Origin of the sequence: Mesorhizobium sp. M0410 (assembly GCF_040321435.1) — a bacterium.
Taxonomy (GTDB): domain Bacteria; phylum Pseudomonadota; class Alphaproteobacteria; order Rhizobiales; family Rhizobiaceae; genus Mesorhizobium.
Genome location: NZ_JAMYRN010000008.1, coordinates 23,147 through 45,700, shown reverse-complemented (window position 1 = coordinate 45,700; position 22,554 = coordinate 23,147). Strand labels below are relative to the sequence as shown.

Sequence of the window (22,554 nt, the reverse complement as noted above, 5' to 3'; positions counted from 1 at the left end):
CCGACCAATCGAACGCTTCTCGCGATAATCCAACGCACTTCCCGAAAGCAGGACATCATGAATTCGAGACCCTCGATCGCCTTCGCCAAATTCGCCGCGCCCAAAAAGGGCAGCGTTTTCGTTCTGGCGGCCGACGAGGGCGACCTCAGCGATGCCGCCAGGGCTTGTGATCCGGCAAAGACCCTTGAGCGGGCTTTTCCGGTCGCTGACTTCACCGGCAAATTCGCCAGCTTGGTCGAAGTGCTGGCACCGGAAGGGACATCGCTCGATCGACTGGTAGCGGTCGGTGCCGGCAAGGGCTCCAATCTCGATGATTATGGTTGGCTGAAGCTCGGTGGCACGATTGCCGCGTCCTTTCGCAAGGCAACCGAAGTGGCCGTCGTGCTCGATCTTCCCGGTGCCGCCATCAGCGGCAGGCAAGCCGTTCAGCTCGCAGCAGGCATCCTGCTGCGCAGCTATTCCTTCGACAAGTACAAGACCAAAAAGAACAATGGTGACGACAAGCGCGAGCCAAAAAAGCCGGTCAAGGTGACTATTCACACCGCCGATCCGGCAGCTGCAAAGAAGGCCTTCGCCGATGAAGCGGCGGTGATCGACGGTGTCTTGCTGGCGCGCGATTTGGTCAATGAACCGGCCAATGTTCTGGGGCCGGTGGAATTCGCCACCCGCATCGCCGAACTGGAGGCGCTCGGCGTCACGGTCGAGATCCTGGCCGAGAAGGAGATGAAGAAGCTCGGCATGGGTTCGCTGCTGGGCGTAGCGCAGGGCTCGCCGCGTGGCGCCCGCATCGCGGTCATGCGGTGGGACGGCGGCAAGGCCAAGGAAAGCCCGGTCGCCTTCGTCGGCAAGGGCGTCACCTTCGACACCGGCGGCAATTCGATCAAGCCGGCCTCGGGCATGGAGGACATGAAGGGGGATATGGGCGGCGCTGCTGCCGTCACCGGGCTGATGCACGCGCTAGCCGCGCGCAAGGCGAAGGTCAATGTCGTCGGCATTGTCGGGCTGGTCGAAAACGCCGTCGATGGCCACGCTCAGCGACCGGGCGACATCGTCACCTCGATGTCGGGCCAGACCATCGAAGTGCTCAATACCGACGCCGAGGGCCGCCTGGTGCTGGCCGATGCGCTGTGGTACTGCAACGACCGCTTCCAGCCGAAATTCATGATCAATCTGGCGACGCTGACCGGCGCCATCATGGTGGCGCTCGGCCAGCATTATGCCGGCCTGTTTTCCAACAATGACGAGTTGGCGGACCGGCTGACGGCGGCCGGACAGGCGACGCAGGAGCGGGTGTGGCGCATGCCGCTCGGTGCCGAATACGACAAGCTGATCGATTCCAAGAATGCCGACATGAAGAACATCGGCGGCCGCCACGGCGGCGCCATCATCGCCGCGCAGTTCCTGCAGCGTTTCGTCAAGGACACGCCCTGGGCGCATCTCGACATTGCCGGCACCGCTATGGGCGCGCCCTCCAACGAGATCAACCAGTCATGGGCTTCCGGCTTCGGCGTCAGGCTGCTCGACCGGCTGCTGCGCGATCATTACGAGCAATGAGCGGCTGGGGCGGGGTTCCGAAAATGTAGACTGAACGCATGGCCGAGATTCTGTTTTATCACCTGACCGAATCGACGCTGGAGGATGCGCTGCCCGGCCTCCTGGAGCGCAGTATCGATCGCGGCTGGCGCGCCGTGGTGCAGACCGGCACCGAGGAACGGCGCGACGCGCTGGACCAGCATCTGTGGACTTTCCGGGACGATTCATTCCTGGCCCACGCAACGGACCGCGAAGCCCGTCCCGCCGAGCAGCCGGTGCTTCTGACCGTCAGCCCTGACAATCCGAACCAGGCGCAGATACGCTTCCTGGTCGATGGGGCGGTGCCGCCGGAGCTTGGCGGCTACCAGCGCGCCGTGTTCCTGTTCGACGGTCACGATGCAGCCCAGCTAGAGGCGGCACGCACGCACTGGAAGACAATGAAGGAGGCGGGCCACACCGTGACCTACTGGCAGCAAACGCCCGACCGGCGCTGGGAACGCAAGGCTTAGGGAATTTGCCGCCTAGTGGAATCACTGGCGCCGCAAGAATGCGACGCCAAAAAGATGGACTGCCGGCTATTCAAAAGACCTGAGCAAGCCCGATGCCGCCCGATGAACGAACACCAGGCATGCCGATAGATGCCGCACTTGTTCGCCGGCTGATTGCCGCGCAGTTCCCCAAATGGGCGGACCTGCCGGTAGAGCCGGTCGAGCCTGGCGGCTGGGACAACCGCACGTTCCGACTGGGCGATCACATGTCGGTGCGGCTGCCGAGCGCCGCCGCCTACGTCGCCCAGGTCGAGAAGGAGCATCGCTGGCTGCCCCGCCTGGCGCCTCACCTGCCTCTGCCCATACCCGTGCCGCTGGCCAAAGGCGCGCCCGGGGAAGGCTATCCATGGCCTTGGTCCGTCTATCGCTGGCTTGGCGGCAGACCGGCGGCTGGTGGACTGATTGCCGATCTTACTGAGCTCGCCCGTTCGCTGGCCGGCTTTTTGGTGGCGCTCTACCGGATCGACGCTGCCGATGGGCCACCGGCAGGGCAGCATAATTTCCACCGCGGCGGCCGGCTTTCGGTCTACGACGCCGAGACCCGAGCCGCGCTCTCGGCGCTCGGTGGCCGCATCGACAAGGCCGCAGCCGAGGCCGTGTGGGCGACGGCCCTTGCCTCGGGATGGAAAGGGCCGCCGGTCTGGGTCCATGGCGACGTCGCCTCGGGCAATCTGCTCGTCGAAGATGGCAAGCTGTGCGCGGTGGTCGATTTCGGTAGTTCGGCTATCGGCGATCCTGCCTGTGATCTGGTGATCGCGTGGACGGAATTTTACGGCGAGAGCCGCCAAGCGTTCCGCGACGCCATTGCGCTTGACGAGCACAGCTGGGCGCGCGCTCGGGGCTGGGCGTTGTGGAAGGCGCTGATCGTCGCTTCGGGACATGACGGCAACCAGCGCGAGGCGGAAAAATCGTGGCGGGTCATCAATGAGGTGCTGGCGGATCACACAAACAGTCGGAGCGGGATGGCTAATTCAGTCTGAATGCATCCCGCTCTAACAACGAAAGGCATTACTGCCCGCCCATCTCCTTCTTGAATGTATCGAAATCGACCTGCATGCCGTTGAAGATGGTGCTCCAGTGGCGGGTCAGCGCTGAAACGGCGACCGCCTCCTGGATCTCCTCGTCGGTAGCGCCGGCCCGCTTGGCGTCCTGCGTGTCCGACCAGATGCAGTAGTTGCACGGGATTTGCGCCGCCACCGCCAGCGAGATCAGTGACTTGACCTTCGGCGGCAGCGCCGTCTTGTCGCTGAGCTGGATAGCCTTGACCTCGGCCCATGCACCGGGCAGACCGGCTTTCGGGAACTGCTTTACGAAACCGGGCACCCCGCCCATGGTCGACTGGATGTCCTTGACGGTTGCGTCATACTCATCGGCATAAGAAGGAGTTGCAGCCAGCGTCAGCACACAGGCGGCGGCGAGCAGGCAGGCACGGCGGATGGAAGAATGCGTTGATGAAAGAGTACGATACACAGACATGACGTTCTCCTCTGGCGTTTGTAGACCTTACGGTGTAAGGTAATGTCGAAAATGAACCTTACAGTGTAAGTTGTCAAGCGGCACCATGGACACATCGATCAAAAAAAAGCGACCGCGCGGCAGACTGTCTCGCGAGATGATCGAGGCTGCCGCTTTGAAGGTGATCGAGAGCGAGGGCCTCGCCGGTTTTTCGATGCGCAAGCTGGCGACTGCACTCGGCTGCGAGGCGATGAGCATCTATCACCACTTTCCTTCGGTGGCGCATCTCTTCGAAGCCTTGGTGGACCGGCTGATCGGCTCCCTCGAAATGCCCGACACGGACCTACCTTGGCGACAAAGGTTGCGCATCGCCGTGCAGGATTTCCGCCGCGTCGCGCGTGAGCACCCGGCTTTCGCCAGCTTCTTCGTTACCTACCGGATGAACTCGCCGACCTGCCTTGCGTGGCTGAACGGCATCCTCGGCCTGTTCGAGGCCGGCGGCTTCGGACCGGAACTTGGTGCGCGGCTGTTCCGTACCACCGGCTATTATCTGATGGGTGCCATCCTCGACGAGACTGCCGGCTATGCGAAGGGGCCTTCGGCCGTGACCACGGTCAGCGATGAGCAACTGGCGCAGGATTTTCCAAAAGTAGCTGCGGCCGGGCGTTATTTCGGCACCGCCGAATTTGACCGGACGTTTGATCTCGGCCTTGATATGCTCCTGGACGAAATGGAACGCGCCCGCGACGGCACCAGCGCGCCGAATACCGGGTCTTGACCTCATGCGCTCTCTGTTCGCCCTGATACTGCTCATCGGTACCGGCATCGGCGTCGTCTATCCCTGGGCGATGACCAATTTCTCCGGCCGTGAGATCGGCACCTGGAGGGTTTACGACCAGGGCCGGTTCAAGCCAGTGACGGTGGCCCTTAGCGCACGCGACGGGCCGCTACGCGTGCTGGTCGACCTTACGGCAAGAGCCGAGCGTATCGTCTCGCAGCAGCGCACCGTGTTGACCCTCACTGCCGCCACCGCCGGCAGGACGGTGCTCGCCTCGACGCTGCAGTTCAACCATTCCGACAATCCTCGGCAGGTCAGTCCGCAACTGCCGGACAGGATCTTTCGCGACGAGGCCGGCCTGATCCCGACCGTTACCGCCGGCCCCTATATTTTTACCGTTGGTCCGGGCGACGCCGAGGGCATTCCGATGCGGGCCGTCGACCTCGTCCTGCGCTCGGCTGCCGGCGAGGTCGACCGCCGGGCGCGACCGGTCGGTTTTTCCCTGATGGCGGCCGGCTTGGCCGGGCTGGTGCTGGCATTCCGTTTCGGCGGCCGTCGGCCGGAAAATCCGAATTCGCAGCCGCCAGCGCCTCGCTGGGGCAGGGGCTCCAATTGAACTATCGCCACGCCTACCATGCCGGAAACTTCGCCGACGTCGTCAAGCATGTCGTGCTCAGCCGGCTGATCGAATATCTGAAGCAGAAGGACAAGGCGTTTCGGGTCATCGACACCCATGCCGGGATCGGCCGTTACGATCTGTCCTCGACCGAAGCGCAAAAGACCGGCGAATGGCAAGGCGGCATCGGCCGGCTGGTCGATGCGGCCCTCGATGCGCCGGTGGCAGCACTGCTGGCGCCGTATCTTGAAGCCGTCCGCTCGCTTAATCCGGACGGCGGCGTGAAAAAATACCCGGGTTCGCCGCTGATCGCTCGGCACCTGATGCGCAAGCAGGACCGGCTGTCGGCGGTCGAGCTGCATCCCAAGGATGCCGCCAGGCTGAAGTCGCTGTTCGACGGCGACTTCCAGACCCGGGTGATCGAGCTCGACGGCTGGCTGGCGCTCGGCGCGCATCTGCCGCCAAAGGAGAAGCGCGGCCTCGTCCTCATCGATCCGCCTTTCGAGGAAGAGGGCGAGTTCGGTCGCTTGGTCGACGGGCTGCAAAGAGCCCATCGGCGCTGGCCAGGAGGGATTTACGCGCTCTGGTATCCGTTCAAGGACCGCAAGGCGGTCGCCGCCTTCCGCAAGGCGCTGAAGCAGACGGGCGTTCCCAGGCTGCTCGACATCGGTTTTGAGATCAGGCCGGCCTCTGTCGAGCCGAGCCTCGATGGCTGCGGCATGGTGGTGGTCAATCCGCCCTTCACCCTGGAGGGCGAGTTGCGGACGCTGCTGCCGGCGCTGCACCGGCTGCTTGCTGTCGAGCAGCCATCGCATTGGACGCTGGACTGGCTGGCGGGAGAGTAGTTTGAGATGCGGTCGTTGTCGTTCCCTCAGCGCAACCGCGTCACCACAACCATAGTCGCTACAACCGCTTGACCGCGCGTCAGCGAATCCGCACAGTGCGCGCAGTCGACCTTGAGAGGCTGCCATGACTCGCTTCGCCCAATCCGCCCTTGCCGCACTGCTCGCCGTTTGCACGCCGCTGGCTGCGCCTCTTGGCGTTACTCAGGCGGTGCAGGCCGCCGACCTTGCAATCTATACTGATGAGGACAGCGGCGTGTGCGGCGAGGCCTGGGTGCTGAACAAAATCACCGACCGCTTCTCCTATCAGGTGCATCACGTGCCGCATCTGCCGGATGTGCAGATCGTCGACTTCCAGCGCATCCACCAGCATCGCTATCTGCCGGCCGACGACACCTGGCCGATCGGCCGCCGTTATTGCGGCGCCACCGTCAGCCTCTCCGACGGCCGCGCCCGCACCATCTGGTACCTGATCGAGGAAGGCCAGGGCTTTGCCTCGATCGGCGACAATGTCGAATTCTGCGTGTCGGGCTTCGACCGCTGGATGGTCTACAACGGCCGCTGCCGCGTCCTGCGCTGATCGCGCACTCGCTGATTCCGACTTTTTAGCACCGGCCACCTGATCGACCGTCACCGTTTCCATGCGGCGCAGCATTCGCGGGAAGCGCGATCTGCTGTCACGAGTTTGCGGGGAAACAGCACCACATGGATTTGCTTGTTTATACTGTTGCTCTCGGCGCGGTCGTTGCTGGCTTCGTCCAGGGGCTTTCCGGGTTCGCTTTCAGCCTGGTTGCCATGTCGATTTGGGTTTGGACCGTGGAACCCCAACTGGCTGCTGCCATGGCGGTCTTTGGGGCGCTCACCGGTCAGATCATCGCTGCCGTCACCGTCCGCCGGGGTTTCGACCTCAGGCTTCTGCTGCCCTTCCTGATTGGCGGGACCATAGGGATTCCGGTCGGTGTCGCCATCCTGCCCTTGCTGGATGTGCAGTTGTTCAAGCTGGTCTTCGGCGCGCTGCTGGTCGTTTGGTGTCCCTTGATGCTCTTTGCGCGTCGCCTCCCTCCCATCAAGGTCGGGGGTCCTGTTGCAGACGGTGCAATAGGTCTGGTCGGTGGCATCATGGGTGGACTTGGCGGCTTCACCGGCCCGGTTCCAACGCTGTGGTGCGTGCTGCGCCAATGGGAAAAGGACAGGCAGCGTATTGTCATCCAGAATTTCAACCTTGTGACCCTCTCCATGACGATGGCCGCCTATCTTGCGGCCGGAAAGATCAAGCTCGAAATGCTGCCGATGTTTGCCGTCGTCGCGCCGGCGATGTTGATACCGACACTCCTTGGCGCGAGACTCTACATCGGCGTTAGCGAGGCGACTTTTCGAAAGATCGTCCTCACACTCTTGGCCGCATCAGGTGCGGCATTGTTGGCATCGTCCCTGCCGCACCTCATAAGCCGGCTTTGAACGACACACAGAAATCCCGACTTCCGCCGTGCCATGCGCTATCGACCGGTACGGCCCGCTCCCGATAGGTAGGCGCAGATCAGTTCGACGAGTTGCTTTTGCAGCTCCGGCGCGGCGAGCATGTTCCGGCGTGCCGCGTTGTGGATCACACCTTCGATCGCTGACGACAGCACCCGCGCCACGGCCTCCGTGTCGGCGCCTTTCCTTGGCTTGCGATAACTGGCGACAGCAGCCGCATAGTGATTGAGGTATTGTGCCTGGAACGAAGCATGGGCGGCCCTGGAGCCACGATCGCCAGGCGCCTCGTCGAGCAGCACCTGGTGTAGTGTCGGGTGAATGCTGTGTGCCGCGATCATGCCGCGCACCAGCTCCTGCGCGAATGTCCTGAGCGGCTTTTGGTCTTCCGCCGAATCGCGAATGACCGACAGCACATGATCGAAGTGACGGCGCCGGACGGCTGCGAGCAGGGAGAGCTTGTCGGGAAAATACTGGTAGAGCGTGCCGATGCTCACACCTGCTGTCTCGGCCACTTTGTTGGTGGTGAAGCCGGCCCAGCCCAGCCCGCTCAGAACATGAGCCGCTGCCTCGATGATCGCCTCGACGGTTGCCCTGGAACGCGCCTGGCGCGGCTGCTTGCGCATGCGCGGATGCGGTCTTGCAATGCGAGTAGACACGCCCTCTCATTCTCCTGAAAATATAAACAACATACTCGCATTTCCGGAAAAGGACACCGACCATGAGTGCGCTCGCTCTGGTTCGCAGCCTGTTTGCCTATCAGGCCTGGGCCATGACGAACTGCTGGAAAGCTCGCGAGTCTCGACCCGCATGTTCACGGCAAGGAACGGCAGGCCGTGATACGGCTCGTCGATCACAGCGATGTGGTGTCGCGGATATTCTCGGCGCACCTGGTTGACGCAAGCCATGGCTACTCCGCCGCCACCACTGAGGACACGCCGGCGTTCGACGAACTTCGCGCCGCGGTCGCAGCGACCGATCGCTGGTATCCCGATTATCTCGAAACCGTTTCGTCGCGGCAGCTGTCCGAGCCCCTCGCCTTCGTGTTCACCGACGGGGATAAGGTATTGATGTCGCGACAGGAAATGCTGACCCACGTCGTACTGCACGGCGGCTATCATCGCGGTGAAGCGGGGCGCATCCTGGCACAGATTTCCGTCATGCCGCCATGGGATACCTTCGCCGTCCATCTCCACAGGGCCGAGCCTTCGCGCCGGCTGCAGATGAGCCGTGAGCCGCCCGGCGCCTGAACGGCCAAGCGCTTTCGATCACGCCGGTCGGCTCGACCGGATCTATCGAACGATATCCTGTCCTTCAGAAATGTGAGCTGTCTGCTTACTTTCATCGCGCCGTGCAAGATAGTGCAGCGGCGTGCTCGTCGCGTTGCTTCCTTCTTACCTGTAGTTTATCTTTTCAAACAAGACGAGGCGGGCGACCGCCTTCGTTCTGGACAATGTTCGCGCTGAGCGCCGGACGTTGAAGCGCAAAGCTGGTCGAAAAGGTCCTGAGCTTGACGAGAAGACCGGTCGAGATAGAGCGGCCAGAATTTCTGTCGCAGAACTTCACTGCGGGAGACAAAGATTCGCAGCCGGTTTTTGCGAGGGTAAAATGGTCGTGCGCTCGCCGTAACCGAAACTTAAGCTGCAAAAATCATTCTAATGCTTCGCTGGCTAGCAAGCCGCGAGTCAGATATGCAATGCGCGCCGGGTCAATAACGGCCGTCGGCACAACGGAAGGGGCATGATATGGCTAAGCAGTCATCCAAGGCGCCGGCATCCAAGGCACCGGCAAAGAAAGCACCAGCAAAAGCAGCCGCGGCAAAGGCCGCAACTGCTGTGAAGAAAGCGGCACCCGCTGCCAAAGCGAAGGCCGCCGCGCCTAAAGCAAAAGCAGCGCCGGCCAAAAAGCCGGCCGCCAAGGCCGCGGCAAAACCGGCCGTGAAGAAAGCAGCACCTGCTAAGGCAAAGGCAGCACCGGCCAAGGCTGCACCCGCAAAGAAGGCGGCACCGGCCAAGAAGCCGGCTGCAAAGGCGGCCGCGAAGCCAGCTGCGAAGAAGGCAGCACCGGCAAAGGCCGCCGCTGCGAAATCTTCTGCGGCAGTGAAGAAAGCAGCGCCCGCGGCCAAGCCGAAAGCAGCGCCCGCAAAGGCGAAGGCCAAGAAGTAGTCGCCGCCCTGCTACCGTCGGGGACAATACTCAAGACAGTCAGGGCGGGATGCCGGACAGGCGCCTCGCTTCTTGGTTGACGGTCGGGCAGAACGAGAAAGAGGCGGGAGGAAGACGTCTTTTCGCAGCTCCCAGGGCTTCGCCATGCGGCGAAGTCCGGTGGGATTTTCGTGGCTGCCAAAGGCTAACCTTCGGTGCAAGGCCGAGTTGGTAGCCAATCGGATTTGGATTGTCCGACCCGCTCGCGTCTGCCGCCGCACTGCGGCTTATCGCATCGCGATTGACGTCGAGACAATGGTTGTACGCTGGCGGCGCGGTTTTCCGCCTCTGGCCGTTGATGAACCCTGCATGATCGGTCAACAGTGCCCACGCACGAGCCCCTGTCGGAATCGATTTTCGGTGAGGGTCATGTGCGAAGTCACAATGCTACCGCGTCCTTTTGCGCGTCCAACGGGGCATATGGAGCTGTAGCCGCCAAACAGGAATCGACAATGCCCAGACTGCTCTACGCGTCTACTTCCCCCTACAGCTCCAAGGTGCGCATGGCAGCACTTTATGCTGGCATCGCGGTCGATCTCGTGCCGATAAAGACGGAGGAAAGGCCGGCCGAACTGATCGGCGCCAATCCGCTCGGCAAGATCCCGGTGCTGGTGCTCGATGACGGCCGCTCGGTCCACGACAGCCGCGCCATCACCCAGCATCTCAATCGGATGTCGAAGAACGCATTGTTTCCGCGCAATCCCGACAGGCGCCTTGAGGCGGAGGTGCTGGAGGCATTGGCCGACGGTATCTGCGACTGCGCGCTGTCGATGGTCTATGAGCGGCGCACGCGGCCGGAAGAGATGGTCTACCAGCCTTGGCTCGAGCGCCAGTGGACGAAGATTTCGGCCGCGCTCGATCTGCTCAACGCCAATCCGCCGAAGCTGCCGAAGAAAATCACCTTAGGCCAAATCGCATTGCGCGCCTGCCTTGGCTATCTCTCGCTGCGCTTCGCCGGAAAATGGGAAAAGGGCCGCGGCCGGCTGACGCGCTGGGCGGCACGCTTCGACGAGAAGTTCCCGGAACTGAAGCCCGCCATCCCGGCTTGAGGGCGGGCGGCCTCAACCGGTGCCACAAAAAAAGCCGGGCGCGAGGCCCGGCTTTTTCGTGTCGTGGCTTGGACGACTCAGAACTTCATACCGACGCCGAAAGTGACGCGATTGTCGGTCGACTTAACTTTGCCGATACCGTCGAAGTCCTTCCTGCCGAAGTCCGTGTAACGATACTCGACACGGCCGAACACATTGTCGGTGATCTTGATGTCGGTACCGACGCCGGCTGTCCAGCCGAACTGCGTGTTGGTGTCGCTTACGCCGGCAGCTTCAATCTTCTGGTTCTTCAGCGCGCCACCGGCGGTGCCGTAGAGCAGGATGTCCGGGCTGACGGCATAGCCGAGGCGGGCACGCAGCGAGCCCTCGAAGCCACCCTTGGCCTCGATGCCGGCATCGTCGCCCTTGACGCCGTTGTAGCCGATATCGGCTTCGGCACCGTAGACGAAGTTCTCCTGCTGCCAATTATAGCCGCCGAAGACGCCGCCGACAAAACCCTTGGTGTCGACGTCGACGCCAATGTCTTTGGCTTTGGCATGGCCGGCGAAGCCGTAGCCGACGCTCACACCGGCATAGGGACCGGCCCAGGATGCGACCGGAAGTTCTGCAATCGGGGCAGGTGCCGGCGGCTCTTCCTGAACCACGTCCGCGGCATAGGCAGTTCCGCCGAGGGCGAACAGCCCAAACGCCACCGCCAGCGGTCGCGCAAATTTAAGATTGGCTTGCATTGTTCTTTACTCCTTAAGCCACAGGACACAGGCTTGTTTTTCATGAGCGCCCTCAACCCGTCCGGGGGATGAAACGGATCCGGCGTTCAACGGTTGCAAATGTCGTGTCGAAATGCGGCTGAAGCGAACCTGAACTTGGGTCATTCCCTGGCACGAATGAGGCAGAACCTTGACGTTGCATCTTCGCAACAGCGAATGTCAGCAGGTTCGCCGTGCTGCACTGCACACGGCTTGGTATAAGGGCTCCAGCGCCCTATATTGCGGACGGGCTGGCCCGAATTCCGGTCGAACCAGAACGCCCACCGGCCACTTTGCCACAATCTTGCCCCAGGTGGAAATGGGATTTAACGCTTGGCGGGCCATAATTTGCCGGCGCTATCCCGGCAGGTCGGAATCGGCATCGGATTAAGGATTGACAGATGAGCAAGGTCGCCGCGACGGCACTGGTGACGGGCGGGGCGAGGCGGATCGGCAGGGCGATCGTCGAAGATCTTGCCGGGCATGGTTTTGCCGTCGCCATTCACTGCAATCGCTCGCTGGCCGAGGCGGAGGCGCTCGCGGCCGAAATCAACGGTGGTCATTTTGGTCGACATGGCCAGGCCGCCGTGGTTGCTGCCGACCTGACCGACATGGATGCCGTCGGCAACCTTGTCGGCCGCGCGGCGGCGGCGCTCGGGCCGGTGTCGCTGCTGGTCAACAACGCCTCGCTGTTCGAGCACGACAGTGTTGAGGATTTCGACTGGCCGGCCTGGGATCGCCATTTCGCCGTGCATGTCAAGGCGCCGGCGCTGTTGGCGCAGACTTTCGCCCGGGCCTTGCCGCAGAACAGTGAGGGGCTGATCGTCAACATGATCGACCAGCGCGTCTGGCGCCCGACGCCGCGTTATTTTTCCTATGCGCTGTCGAAGTCGACATTGTGGGCGTCGACCGAGATGATGGCGCAGGCGCTGGGTCCCCGCATCCGCGTCAACGCTATTGGTCCTGGCCCGACCTTGAAGAACACGCGCCAGCACGACAGCGATTTCGATGCCCAGATTGCCGGGCTGATCCTGAAACGCGGCCCGGAATTGCCGGAATTCGGTGCCACCATCCGTTATCTCTGGGCGGCACGCTCGGTCACCGGCCAGATGATTGCGCTCGACGGCGGCCAGCACCTTGCATGGCAGACGCCCGATGTGACAGGCATGGCGGAATGAGCCCCATGGACCAGAAACAAAAAACGCGCGGTGGCGCCGACGACCTGCCGCCCGAAATCGACCTCGAGGACGAGGCGGCCGAAGAGGTCGTCGAGCCTGCGGCCGGCGGTCCGGACGTCACCTTCACCGCCATCGACTGGACCCCGCATGCCGGCGACGCCGACGGCATGGTCGGCGCCGAGGTGATCCAGACGCTGGTCAAGCGGCTGCCCAATGCGCCCGGCGTCTACCGGATGATGAATGCCGCCGGCGACGTGCTCTATGTCGGCAAGGCACGCAGCCTCAAGAAGCGGGTCACCAGCTACGCGCAAGGCCGGTTCCACACCAGCCGCATCGGCCGCATGGTGCGCGAGACGTCGACGATGGAGTTCGTCGTCACCCGCACCGAGATCGAAGCGCTGCTGCTTGAAGCCAACCTCATCAAGCGCTTGCGGCCACGCTTCAACGTGCTGATGCGCGACGACAAGTCGTTCCCCTATATCCTGTTGACCGGCGATCATGTCTCGCCCGGTATCTACAAGCATCGTGGCGCGCGCTCACGCAAGGGAGACTATTTCGGCCCCTTCGCCTCGGCCGGCGCCGTCGGCCGTACCATCAACTCGCTGCAGCGCGCCTTCCTGCTCAGGAGCTGCACCGACTCCTTCTATGAGAACCGCACCCGGCCTTGCCTTTTGTTCCAGATCAAGCGCTGCGCCGGCCCATGCACCGGCGAAATCTCGCATGGCGATTATGCAAGGCTTGTCGCCGAGGCGAAGGATTTCCTTTCCGGCCGCAGCCAGAAGGTGAAGACGGAGATCTCCGCCGCCATGCAGCAGGCTTCGGAGAACCTCGATTTCGAACGCGCCGCCATCTATCGCGACCGGCTGGCGGCGCTGTCGCATGTGCAGAGCCATCAAGGCATCAATCCGCAGACCGTCGACGAGGCCGATGTCTTCGCCATCCATCAGGAGGGCGGCCAGGTCTGCATCCAGGTGTTCTTCTTCCGCACCGGCCAGAACTGGGGCAACCGCGCCTATTTTCCCAAGGCCGATCCGGCGCTCGAAGCCGGCGAGGTGCTGGGATCGTTCCTGGCGCAGTTCTACGACGACAAGCCGACGCCGCGCACCATCCTGTTGTCGCATGGCGTCGAGGACCAGGAATTGCTGGCGGAGGCGCTCTCCACCCGGGCCGGCCGCAAGGTGTCGATCTCGGTGCCGCAGCGCGGCGAGAAAAAGGACCTGACCGACAATGCGCTGCAGAATTCGCGCGAAGCGCTCGGCCGGCGGCTGGCCGAAACCTCAACTCAGGCGCGGCTGCTCACTGGCTTTGCCGAGACCTTCGGCCTGGAAAAGCCGCCGGTGCGCATCGAGGTCTATGACAACTCGCACATCATGGGAACCAACGCCGTCGGCGCCATGGTCGTCGCCGGGCCGGAAGGGTTTGTGAAGAACCAGTATCGAAAGTTCAACATCCGCTCGACCGAGATCACGCCGGGCGACGATTTCGGCATGATGCGCGAGGTGATGCAGCGGCGCTTCTCGCGGCTGTTGAAGGAACATGGCGATGCCCCGCAAACCGAGGGCACGGGCGAGGCGAGCCCTACCGAACCGGGCGACGATATCGAGGACGCGGGCGGCTTCCCCGCCTGGCCCGACGTCATCCTCATCGACGGCGGCCAGGGCCAGATGACGGCGGTGCGCAAGATCCTCGCCGATCTCGGCATCGAGGATCGCGTTGTCGCCATCGGCATCGCCAAGGGTCAGGACCGCGATGCCGGCCGCGAACGCTTCTTCGTCAAGGGCAGGGCCCCATTCTCGCTGCCCGTTCGCGATCCGGTGCTCTATTTCGTCCAGCGGCTGCGCGACGAGGTCCATCGCTTCGCCATCGGTTCGCACCGCGCCCGCCGCAAGAAGGAGATGGTCAAGAGCCCGCTCGACGAGATCAGCGGCATCGGCCCGGGCCGCAAGCGCGCGCTGCTGATGCATTTCGGTACGGCCAAGGCGGTCAGCCGTGCCGCCGTCGAAGACTTGGTCAAGGTCGACGGCATTTCCGAACAGGTGGCGAAATTGGTCTACAATCATTTTCACGAGAGCTAAGACTTATTGCCGATATTTCGGCTGGCTAATCGATTCTGGCCTGTTGACCCCCCACATTCGCTTCTGATTTGACTAAGCAGGCAGAAAGAGTTCCCAAAACATGTCCCAGCGCGCGTTCAACCTGCCCAACATGCTCACTTACGCCCGCATCCTGGCGGTGCCGCTGGTGGTGCTATGCTTCTTCCTAGAGGGGCATCTGAAATCGAGCGACTTCGCGCGCTGGTCGGCGCTCATCATTTTCCTGCTCGCCTCGATCACCGATTACTTCGACGGCTATCTGGCGCGCGCCTGGCAGCAGACCTCCAACATCGGCAAGATGCTGGACCCGATCGCCGACAAGCTGCTGGTCGCCACTTGCCTGCTGCTGCTTGCCGCCGACACCGACCGCCATGCCGGCATCGCCGGCTGGTCGCTGTGGGCGGCGATCATCATCCTGTGCCGCGAGATCCTGGTCTCGGGCCTGCGCGAATATCTGGCGGCTTTGAAGGTCTCGGTGCCGGTGACGCAGCTCGCCAAATGGAAGACCACCATCCAGATGATCGCCATCGCCTTCCTGCTTGCGGGCCCGGCCGGCGACAAGCTCTTTCCGCTGACCACCCAGACCGGGCTGGTGCTGCTGTGGATCGCCGCCCTGGTGACGCTTTACACTGGCTACGACTATTTCCGCGCCGGCCTCAAGCACATCATGGACGAGTAGCATGTCGACGAAGCTCATTTATTTCGCCTGGGTGCGCGAGCGGATCGGCAGACCGGAAGAAGACGTCGAGTTGCCGGCCGGCATCGAAACGGTCGCCGACCTGTTGCGCTGGCTGAAATCGCGCGGCGAGGAATACGAGCACGCGCTGCAATATCCTGACGTGATCCGCGTCGCCATCAACCAGGAACATGTCGAGCACCGCGAAAAGATCGCCGGCGCGCGCGAGATCGCGCTGTTCCCGCCGATGACCGGTGGCTGAACCATGTCCGCGGTGGTGCCTGTCGTGCGCATCCAGGCGGAGGATTTCGACGTCGCCGCCGAGATCGCCAGGCTGACCAGGGGTCGCAACGACATCGGCGCTGTGGTGACCTTCTCCGGCCTTTGCCGCGACGAGCAAGGCAGGCTCTCCGCGCTCGAGCTCGAACATTATCCCGGAATGGCTGAAGCCGAGATATCCCGCATCGCCGGCGAGGCAATCGAGCGCTGGCCGCTGCAGGGGCTCACCGTCATCCATCGCCACGGCAAGATCGCGCCGGGCGAAAACATCGTGCTGGTGGTGTCCGCTTCCGCCCACCGGCAGGCGGCGTTCGAGGCCGCGAATTTCCTGATGGATTATTTGAAATCACGGGCGCCGTTCTGGAAAAAGGAACACCATAGCGACGGTTCCGAAGGCGGCTGGGTCGACGCCAAGGAGGCCGACGACAAGGCGGCGAGCCGCTGGAAGCGAGACTGACCAGGCTTCCGCGAGCCCTCAACCTTTGTCAGTGCCGATCAGATGATCGAGCGAAATCCGGCCGGGTCCCCAGGCCATGATGCCAAGCGCCATCGCCGCCCAGGTAATGTGCAGCGGCGAGCCGTCCGGCACGGTGAGCTCGATGACCAGCGTCATCAGCAGCAACCCGAACGCCGCCAGTCGCGTCGCCAGGCCGAAAACAAGGAGAACTGGCAACACGATCTCCGCTGACCCTGAAGCGAACGCCACCAGCGCGGGTGCCGGAAAATCATAAGGACCGCCCGGCAGATGCAATTTGAGTTCCGAGCTGAAAAGCAGCACTGCGACATCGTTCAACTGTAGAAAACCGTCCCATGTTGACGCCGGACCGCCAGAACGGGACAGCGAGCGCGCAGCGCAGGACAAGCTGCGTCAGCGATGGCGTCGCGATCGTGCGCAGGGCGGCATTCAGCCTTTCGACGAGAGCGGCGAACCCTCGCGGTTCGGTGCTCGCGTTCTGCCTATGGCTCATCGTGCTCACCTTTCCTGATGTGCCGTCGTGAAGGCTCCCGCTTCCAGCACACCGGCAATGTTGGCGGAAAGCTCGAATTCGGCACTCTCCGCAAACGCTGCCGCGGCCGCTGCACCGAGCGACTCGCCCGCGACCAGATGCGAGATAAATACTGCGCCGCCGGGCGGTAGGTGGCGGACGAAGACCTCGAGGCCGGGCCGCGTGACCAGCGCATCTTCAGCGCCCGTTGCCCGGATCGGCCCAACAGGAGCGTCGTTCCGGTTTGCCGCGAAGACTGTGACTGCCGGGAACCGGGAGCGCGCGATCCGCGTCGCCGGATGCGGCCGCAGCACGGTGTCGGCAAGCCTCTCGCGAGGGATCGACGCCAGTGCCTCAGCCGACAGCGCCTCCGCGTCGGCGGCATGATAGGCATCGAGCCAGGCCCGCTCGATGCGCGCCACGTCGGCCAGCCACGGCATCGACTGCGCGTGTTCGTAGCGCTCGATGAAATCGGGAAAGTCGCGGCCATATTCGAATAGAAGCGGCGAGGTGGGTGGCGTTTCGCGGATGTGAAAGCGCGCCATCGCGCGAAAGAAATCCGGGCCGGTGATGCGCAGCGTCGCTGGAAAGCTGGCGGCCAGCGCATCGATCAGGCTGACCGTGACGTTGTTGCGGTAGACGGCATATCGCTTGATCGCAGCCTTCCCGTTCGGCCCCGAGACAGAGTCAGGCGGGGCACGGTCAGGATCGAGCAAACCGGCGGTGAATGCCGCCGCATAGTCAAACCGGCGGCCGAGATCGCCCGACTGGAGCTCATCCTGCGGCATGGGCTTTTCCGAGACAGTCGCCGAGCGTGGACTGAACAGAGTTTGCGGAGCGGCCAAGAAGGCCGACGACAAGGCGGCGGGCCGCTGGAAGCGCCCCGCCGTCCAAACAAATTCCTGGGACAGCCATGCCCATACGCCGCCGGCCATTCATTGACCGCAATCCTGCGAAACCCTTTGCCGAAGGGGAGCAGGATCATGCTGGACAGGATCGCCGAGTTCTTCATCTTCGGACTGGTGCCGCTGGCCGTTGGCATACTTGCCGTTCCGGATCGTTCCGTGGCTGCCGAAAAGACCCTCAAGGGCGAGGTGATGTATCGCGAGCGCATCGCGCTGTCGCCCAATGCCGTGCTTTCCGTGCAGCTTGCCGACGTGTCGCTGGCCGACGCGCCGGCAGCAATCATCGGCGAGCGCAAGGTGGTGCCGGCCGGCCAGGTGCCGATCAAGTTCGAGATCAGCTTCGACCCGCGGGTGATCCGGCCTGATATGACCTACGCGCTGCAGGCGCGCATCACCGTCGATGACCGGCTGCTATTCGTCACCGATACGCGCCATCAGGTCGACCCGCTCAGCGACGCGCCACAGACCATCATGCTGAAAATGGCGGCGCCGGGCGACGAGCCGGCGGCACCTTCCGTGTTCGGCCAAAGCTGGCTGGTCGAATATATCGACGGCGTCGGCGTGATTGCCGAGCCGCGGGCGACATTCCGCATCAGCGAAGCCGGCAAGGCCGGCGGCAGCGGCCCTTGCAACGTCTATTTCGCCACCGCCAGGATAAACGGCTCGACGATCGCTATCAGCGACATCGGCTCGACCTTTAAGGCCTGCGCGCCTCAGGTCATGGCCGAGGAAAAGGCGCTGTTCGAGGCGCTGGCCAAAGCAGCATCCTACCACGTCGACGCCGGCAAGCTTGTCATCGCCGACAGAGATGGCCGCGACATCCTGCGCTTCAATGCCGCGAGCTAGCGCTTAGTCCGCGCCGATTGGCCCGCGCGGCAGCCGCATGTCGATCACGATGTGTTTCAGCGGGAAGAGGCCGGGCAGAGGGCGCGTTAGTTCCACATAAATGGCGGGTAAGGCAAAAGGGACATTTGTCCCTTCGTTGAAGCCGCCAGAATGGCTGCGGCTCGTTCTGGCCTTAACTCAAAGGAGTCCAGACATGAAAACGCACACGCTTATCCTTGCCGCCACCGGTGCATCGCTCCTTGCCTTTACCGGCCTTGCCAAGGCGGACGACCATCTTGTCAATGCTCTTGACCACGGTCTCAAAGCGGACAGCCAACCGTTCCAGACCAACAAGGCCGGCCATAGCGGCGATCTCGCACCGGGGCAGGGCAGCCCGTTTTCAGGTGAAGAGACCAAGACCCCGTCCACCGACACGGAGGCGGCGAATGAACATGCGAACGTGAAGGAACGCCAGGCGAAATAGACTGACAGAACCCGCCGCTAGGGGGCGGCGGGCGACACACATCCTAGCGACAAAGTCGCATACGCCCGGCATTCTCAATTTGTCGCTTGTTTGAATACCGCGCCATAGTGATAGGGCGGCACATCAACCAATTCGGCAAGCTTGAACCCGCTCGCTTCCACCGCCGCGATGGTCTGTTTGGGTGACAGCCTCAGCTCGGTCTTTGGCCCGCGCGGCTCGCCCAAGAGCGTGGTTTGCTCGCGCGGATACTGGTGCCAGTTGACGATGGCAAAACGACCGGCAGGGTCAAGCGTCGTCCGCACGGCGCGGGCAAGGCGCGGCCGGTCCGGAACGCCATGGAAAGCGTTGGCCATGAAAACGAAGTCGACGGTCTGAGGCACCAGCCCGGCAAGCTCATAGGCGTCGCCCGCCACAAACTCGCAATTGCCCGCGCCGCCTTCGGCCAACCGCCGCCTTGCGACTTCGAGCAGATCGGCATCGATGTCGATAGCGATTACATGACGGGCGACCCTGGCGATTGGCAGCGTGAACCAGCCGTCGCCGCAGCAGAGATCGACCACGTCCGTGCCGGGCTTCATGCCTACTGCCGCCAGGACGCTGGCGGGCTCGGGCCACAGCGCTTCCCACCAGCCGCTGGTTGGCATTTCGGTGCCCTGGAAGAAGCCGGGAATGGCGCTGGTCATGGCCTTGTCGGCTCCCCAAAATCCTCATTGTCGGGACGGCGTTTGATCCGCCCTCCGAGCTTAACGCACCGGTGACCCGTCGAGGAGCCTGAAGCTGAAAATGTCCGCTACTGCATATCGCGCAGCAGCGTGCAGCGGTTTTGCGATACCGGCATGCATCAAAACAAGAACCTGAAGTGCATCGCATGAGACCGATCGAACGCGACGCGCTTTAGCGAAAAAGGCCGGCGTTGCGCCGGCCTTTTGATGGGGTTCGGAATGCCGGCTTAGCCGACGATCTCGGTATCCGAGAACCAGTATTTGATCTCTTGCGCGGCGGTTTCCGGCGCATCGGAACCGTGCACGGAGTTCTCGCCGATCGACAGTGCGTGCAGCTTGCGGATAGTGCCTTCGGCGGCGCTTGCCGGATTGGTGGCGCCCATCACTTCGCGGTTCTTGGCAATGGCGTTCTCGCCTTCCAGTACCTGCACGACTGTCGGGCCCGACGACATGGATTCGACCAGCTCGCCGAAGAACGGACGTTCCTTGTGCACGGCATAGAAACCTTCCGCCTCGCGGCGGCTCATCCACACCCGGCGCGAAGCCACGACGCGCAGGCCGGCATCTTCCAGTATCTTGGTAATAGCGCCGGTGAGATTGCGACGGGTCGCGTCCGGCTTGATCATGGAAAAGGTGCGTTCGAGCGCCATGGGGTCGTCCTTGTGATGGAGAGTGGAATTGAGGGTGGCGGGCTCTATACAAGCCGCCCGCCGCCTTGCCAAGGGGAGGCCGGCGCAGCGCGCATTTCTGCGGTGGGGCGGCGGACTTTCAAGTCGAACCATGCCGCCGCTCATCTTTTTGTTGAGATCGGATTTTCCGACAACCGGTACCCACTTGGGTCCGATCGACTGGCCGCCCTATAGCGCGTCGTCGTCAGCCTGACCCGACGTCGTCATAACTGCATCTCGATCGTCAAGTTGGCCGTGTCGCCAGCCCCGAGGCCTTCGCGGACCCGCACCGCGGTCTTGATCGGCAAGAGCAGGCTGCCGGATTTCTTGTCGGGAAACAGCGATGTCCGCCATCTGGTCTGGCCGATGACGGCCTCCACGCCAAGGGAGCCCCAGGGGCCTTGCCATCCCAACCATCGCCGCCTTGATCCGGGCTCCAAGCTCCGGCGGCAGGGTCACGAAATGCCAGCCGCCCTTGCCCTGATAGACCCAGATCTCGGCCTGCATGTCGTAGCGAAACATTCTATGCACTTCCTCAGGTCAAGGCCTTCACGACCGGCTTTGCCATGGTGTCTTGCTGGCATGCTGACGATCGGCGAACCATCCATGATATCCACAGCCCTGCTGGGGAGGAGTCATTCTTCCCCGCAAGGAGGATGGCAGCGCTGCCATTCCACTACCGCCTTGTCACGATAGACGGCCGCCGCGTTTCCCAGCCTTCCCGTTCCAGTTCCGGCACGCTGTGGTTCTCGCTGGGGTAGCCGATGCAGAAGTAACCGATCAGTGTCCACTCCGGCGGCACGTCCAGGATCGTCGCCATCTCGGCCGGGTCGAGGATCGAGACCCAGCCCATGCCTATTCCCTCGGCGCGCGCCGCCAGCCACATCGTGTGGACCGCCATGACAGCGGAATAGTCTATGGTGGCTGGCATGGTCTGGCGGCCAAGCCCATGCCCTTGCTCGGTTGCGCGGTCGGCGAAAACCGCAAGCTGGCAGGGCGCCTCGTTCAGGCCGGCAAGTTTCAGGCGCCCATACAGCGCGGCGCGTTCACCGCAAAAATTTGCGAGTGCCTCCGCGTTGCAGCGCTCGAAGCATGCCCTGACGGCGGCGCGGCATGTTTCGCTCTCGACGATGACGAAGCGCCAAGGTTGGCTCAGCCCGACGGACGGCGCGGCGCTGGCAAGCTCGAGCAGCCGCTCCAGCGCCCCTTCCGGGAGCGGCGTCGGCTTGAACCGCCTGACGTCGCGCCGCCACAGGAAGAGCTTGGCAAGCCCGGCGCGAAAATCGGCCGGGAACTCTGGGTTTGCGGTCATGGCGCGCTGCCTCTGTTGTGGTTGCCCGGTTCGCCGGTTTTTCGTCTTGTTTGCTTCGATCCGGGCAGTGATGCGGCGCCTCAAGCGACACTTCGTCTACCCGCGTTGTCGCATTTCGCCGGGCGGGAATTCTAATGCATGTCGCGCAAAAGTGTGCAGCGGTTTTGCGGCAACGACAAACAAGTGCATGCCGCGCAAAGGTGTGCAGCGGTTTTGCGGTAACGACATGCATCAAAACAAGAACCTAAAGCGCGTCACATGAGGCCGGTCGAACGCGACGCGCTTTAGCCGAGGCCGGGCGACGTTGCCGTCATCTACGCCGTTGAACCTTGATCGGCAAACAAAACCCGCCTCGGCAAGCCGGGCGGGTCGTCGGTACGAATCAGCACCATACCGAAATTAGTAGCATAGCTGCCGGCACAAAGCAAGAACAAAATGTGCCGCCGCCGATGAAAACTGCCGATTTCAACTCTCGAGGCGGGAGATCGCTGCCGCCACGACGTTGCGGCCGAGGCCGCCATGCAGATCGAGGCATCGTTCGAACCATTGCGCCACGACGTCGCCGTCGTCGAGCAGCCGGTAGGGCGTGGCGATTCGCGCCCATTGCAGCGCGCCGAAAACGATGTAATCGGCAAATAGCGGCGACGGGCCGCCAATGAAGGGCTGATAGCCGAGCATCGAGCGGAGCGGCTCCAGCGAGGCGCGGAAGCCGGCGAGCCCGGCGTCGCGGGTGGCGCAAACCGCCTCCAGGCACCTGCCGAAGCGCTGCTCGCGGTTCTGCCGGAAATAGGCGGCGTTCGCTTCGTCCTGCATGGCATGCAGGTCCAGTAGCGCCGCGGTGGTGACGTAGGGATGGATGGTCAGCTGCGACCAGCGTTCGATGAAGCGCGCCGTCGCCTTACCGCCGTCGCCGGAAAACAATGTCGGCCGCTCGGGATAGGTCTCCTCGAGATAGAGCGCGATGGCGAAGGAATCGGCGACCACCGTCTCGCCGTCGCGGATCACCGGAACGAGCTTCGAAACGCCGCCTTCCACCTTCGGCACTTCGAGGAAACAGGTCGGCACGCTGGCGATGTCGAGTCCCTTGTGGGCCAGCGCCATCGCCGCCTTCCAGCAATGTGGGCTGAACGGGCGAGCGGCGTCGCGTCCAACAAGGTCGTAGAGCAGAATGGTCATTGGCGG

General features: G+C 63.0%; 27 protein-coding genes and 1 pseudogene. 17 read left to right on the top strand and 11 right to left on the bottom strand.

Annotated elements, in window-relative coordinates:
* Positions 1-57: 57 nt before the first annotated feature.
* The 3 genes from NKI63_RS13490 to NKI63_RS13480 all read left to right on the top strand — a co-directional run bounded on the left by NKI63_RS13490 (position 58) and on the right by NKI63_RS13480 (position 3,061).
* Entirely contained in the window at positions 58-1,554 is a 1,497-nt protein-coding gene (locus NKI63_RS13490; protein WP_352507923.1) for a leucyl aminopeptidase, read from the top strand.
* 38 nt (positions 1,555-1,592) lie between these two features.
* Positions 1,593-2,042 carry a DNA polymerase III subunit chi gene (locus NKI63_RS13485; RefSeq protein WP_352705339.1) on the top strand — a complete coding sequence of 150 codons (450 nt, stop codon included), beginning with the start codon at positions 1,593-1,595 and terminating at the stop codon, positions 2,040-2,042.
* 119 nt (positions 2,043-2,161) lie between these two features.
* On the top strand, positions 2,162-3,061 hold the full coding sequence (locus tag NKI63_RS13480; RefSeq protein WP_352507921.1) for an aminoglycoside phosphotransferase family protein: 900 nt from the start codon (positions 2,162-2,164) through the stop codon (positions 3,059-3,061).
* Between the two features lie 28 nt (positions 3,062-3,089).
* Here the strand turns inward: NKI63_RS13480 and NKI63_RS13475 are convergent, their stop codons facing one another.
* Positions 3,090-3,557: a carboxymuconolactone decarboxylase family protein gene (locus NKI63_RS13475; RefSeq protein ID WP_254820302.1), complete on the bottom strand. Its 468-nt coding sequence runs from the start codon at positions 3,555-3,557 to the stop codon at positions 3,090-3,092.
* Between the two features lie 85 nt (positions 3,558-3,642).
* Here NKI63_RS13475 and NKI63_RS13470 point away from each other — a divergent pair, with 85 nt between their 5' ends.
* The 5 genes from NKI63_RS13470 to NKI63_RS13450 all read left to right on the top strand — a co-directional run bounded on the left by NKI63_RS13470 (position 3,643) and on the right by NKI63_RS13450 (position 7,230).
* On the top strand, positions 3,643-4,314 hold the full coding sequence (locus NKI63_RS13470) for a TetR/AcrR family transcriptional regulator (protein WP_254820301.1): 672 nt from the start codon (positions 3,643-3,645) through the stop codon (positions 4,312-4,314).
* 4 nt (positions 4,315-4,318) lie between these two features.
* A complete protein-coding gene (locus tag NKI63_RS13465; RefSeq protein ID WP_352507919.1) occupies positions 4,319-4,930 on the top strand; it encodes a hypothetical protein in 612 nt (203 codons plus the stop codon).
* A complete protein-coding gene (locus NKI63_RS13460; protein WP_352689593.1) occupies positions 4,927-5,775 on the top strand; it encodes a 23S rRNA (adenine(2030)-N(6))-methyltransferase RlmJ in 849 nt (282 codons plus the stop codon). Before NKI63_RS13465 ends, NKI63_RS13460 begins: the two co-directional genes overlap by 4 nt.
* A 124-nt stretch (positions 5,776-5,899) precedes the next feature.
* Complete coding sequence (locus tag NKI63_RS13455; RefSeq protein ID WP_352507916.1) at positions 5,900-6,352, top strand: hypothetical protein; 453 nt, start codon at positions 5,900-5,902, stop codon at positions 6,350-6,352.
* Positions 6,353-6,477: 125 nt separating this feature from the next.
* A complete protein-coding gene (locus tag NKI63_RS13450; RefSeq protein ID WP_352507915.1) occupies positions 6,478-7,230 on the top strand; it encodes a sulfite exporter TauE/SafE family protein in 753 nt (250 codons plus the stop codon).
* Positions 7,231-7,268: 38 nt separating this feature from the next.
* Here NKI63_RS13450 and NKI63_RS13445 read toward each other — a convergent pair whose 3' ends face one another.
* The gene (locus NKI63_RS13445; protein WP_352507914.1) at positions 7,269-7,904 is read right to left on the bottom strand and encodes a TetR/AcrR family transcriptional regulator; all 636 of its coding nucleotides are present in this window, start codon (positions 7,902-7,904) and stop codon (positions 7,269-7,271) included.
* Positions 7,905-8,081: 177 nt separating this feature from the next.
* On the opposite strand from NKI63_RS13445, the gene NKI63_RS13440 reads away from it, so the two are divergent.
* Positions 8,082-8,495, top strand: coding sequence for a DinB family protein (locus NKI63_RS13440; RefSeq protein WP_352821783.1), 414 nt, complete (start codon positions 8,082-8,084; stop codon positions 8,493-8,495).
* Between the two features lie 458 nt (positions 8,496-8,953).
* Here NKI63_RS13440 and NKI63_RS13435 read toward each other — a convergent pair whose 3' ends face one another.
* On the bottom strand, positions 8,954-9,259 hold the full coding sequence (locus NKI63_RS13435) for a hypothetical protein (protein WP_352821780.1): 306 nt from the start codon (positions 9,257-9,259) through the stop codon (positions 8,954-8,956).
* A gap of 642 nt (positions 9,260-9,901) precedes the next feature.
* Between NKI63_RS13435 and NKI63_RS13430 the strand changes: the two genes are divergently transcribed.
* Positions 9,902-10,498 carry a glutathione S-transferase family protein gene (locus NKI63_RS13430; protein ID WP_352479252.1) on the top strand — a complete coding sequence of 199 codons (597 nt, stop codon included), beginning with the start codon at positions 9,902-9,904 and terminating at the stop codon, positions 10,496-10,498.
* 77 nt (positions 10,499-10,575) lie between these two features.
* Here NKI63_RS13430 and NKI63_RS13425 read toward each other — a convergent pair whose 3' ends face one another.
* Positions 10,576-11,226 carry an outer membrane protein gene (locus tag NKI63_RS13425; RefSeq protein WP_254820293.1) on the bottom strand — a complete coding sequence of 217 codons (651 nt, stop codon included), beginning with the start codon at positions 11,224-11,226 and terminating at the stop codon, positions 10,576-10,578.
* A 419-nt stretch (positions 11,227-11,645) separates the two neighbouring features.
* On the opposite strand from NKI63_RS13425, the gene NKI63_RS13420 reads away from it, so the two are divergent.
* The 5 genes from NKI63_RS13420 (at position 11,646) to NKI63_RS13400 (ending at position 15,927) form a co-directional block, all read left to right on the top strand.
* Positions 11,646-12,422 carry an SDR family oxidoreductase gene (locus tag NKI63_RS13420; protein ID WP_352752890.1) on the top strand — a complete coding sequence of 259 codons (777 nt, stop codon included), beginning with the start codon at positions 11,646-11,648 and terminating at the stop codon, positions 12,420-12,422.
* Positions 12,419-14,497, top strand: coding sequence for an excinuclease ABC subunit UvrC (uvrC, locus tag NKI63_RS13415; RefSeq protein WP_352752888.1), 2,079 nt, complete (start codon positions 12,419-12,421; stop codon positions 14,495-14,497). Before NKI63_RS13420 ends, uvrC begins: the two co-directional genes overlap by 4 nt.
* Before the next feature lie 100 nt (positions 14,498-14,597).
* Positions 14,598-15,194, top strand: coding sequence for a CDP-diacylglycerol--glycerol-3-phosphate 3-phosphatidyltransferase (gene pgsA, locus NKI63_RS13410; RefSeq protein WP_254820290.1), 597 nt, complete (start codon positions 14,598-14,600; stop codon positions 15,192-15,194).
* 1 nt (position 15,195) lies between these two features.
* A complete protein-coding gene (gene moaD / locus NKI63_RS13405) occupies positions 15,196-15,453 on the top strand; it encodes a molybdopterin converting factor subunit 1 (protein ID WP_352507910.1) in 258 nt (85 codons plus the stop codon).
* 3 nt (positions 15,454-15,456) lie between these two features.
* On the top strand, positions 15,457-15,927 hold the full coding sequence (locus NKI63_RS13400) for a molybdenum cofactor biosynthesis protein MoaE (protein WP_352689597.1): 471 nt from the start codon (positions 15,457-15,459) through the stop codon (positions 15,925-15,927).
* Between the two features lie 18 nt (positions 15,928-15,945).
* On the opposite strand, the pseudogene NKI63_RS13395 reads toward NKI63_RS13400, so the two are convergent.
* Together NKI63_RS13395 and NKI63_RS13390 are read right to left on the bottom strand one after the other, a co-directional pair.
* Positions 15,946-16,438, bottom strand: a pseudogene (locus NKI63_RS13395) (DoxX family protein).
* Between the two features lie 5 nt (positions 16,439-16,443).
* Complete coding sequence (locus tag NKI63_RS13390) at positions 16,444-17,244, bottom strand: HvfC/BufC family peptide modification chaperone (RefSeq protein WP_352507907.1); 801 nt, start codon at positions 17,242-17,244, stop codon at positions 16,444-16,446.
* A gap of 195 nt (positions 17,245-17,439) precedes the next feature.
* On the opposite strand from NKI63_RS13390, the gene NKI63_RS13385 reads away from it, so the two are divergent.
* Both NKI63_RS13385 and NKI63_RS13380 read left to right on the top strand, forming a co-directional pair.
* Positions 17,440-18,207, top strand: coding sequence for a YbaY family lipoprotein (locus tag NKI63_RS13385; protein ID WP_352821774.1), 768 nt, complete (start codon positions 17,440-17,442; stop codon positions 18,205-18,207).
* A gap of 193 nt (positions 18,208-18,400) precedes the next feature.
* Entirely contained in the window at positions 18,401-18,670 is a 270-nt protein-coding gene (locus tag NKI63_RS13380; protein WP_254820285.1) for a hypothetical protein, read from the top strand.
* A 74-nt stretch (positions 18,671-18,744) separates the two neighbouring features.
* On the opposite strand, the gene NKI63_RS13375 is transcribed toward NKI63_RS13380, so the two are convergent.
* The 5 genes from NKI63_RS13375 to NKI63_RS13355 all read right to left on the bottom strand — a co-directional run bounded on the left by NKI63_RS13375 (position 18,745) and on the right by NKI63_RS13355 (position 22,548).
* Positions 18,745-19,353: a class I SAM-dependent methyltransferase gene (locus tag NKI63_RS13375; protein ID WP_352689598.1), complete on the bottom strand. Its 609-nt coding sequence runs from the start codon at positions 19,351-19,353 to the stop codon at positions 18,745-18,747.
* 266 nt (positions 19,354-19,619) lie between these two features.
* Positions 19,620-20,042: a nucleoside-diphosphate kinase gene (gene ndk, locus NKI63_RS13370; protein WP_023677669.1), complete on the bottom strand. Its 423-nt coding sequence runs from the start codon at positions 20,040-20,042 to the stop codon at positions 19,620-19,622.
* Between the two features lie 242 nt (positions 20,043-20,284).
* Entirely contained in the window at positions 20,285-20,473 is a 189-nt protein-coding gene (locus tag NKI63_RS13365) for a DUF1905 domain-containing protein (protein ID WP_352507904.1), read from the bottom strand.
* A gap of 263 nt (positions 20,474-20,736) precedes the next feature.
* Positions 20,737-21,372 carry a 5,6-dimethylbenzimidazole synthase gene (gene bluB, locus NKI63_RS13360; RefSeq protein ID WP_352507903.1) on the bottom strand — a complete coding sequence of 212 codons (636 nt, stop codon included), beginning with the start codon at positions 21,370-21,372 and terminating at the stop codon, positions 20,737-20,739.
* 465 nt (positions 21,373-21,837) lie between these two features.
* Complete coding sequence (locus tag NKI63_RS13355; protein ID WP_352752885.1) at positions 21,838-22,548, bottom strand: glutathione S-transferase family protein; 711 nt, start codon at positions 22,546-22,548, stop codon at positions 21,838-21,840.
* Positions 22,549-22,554 lie beyond the last annotated feature (6 nt).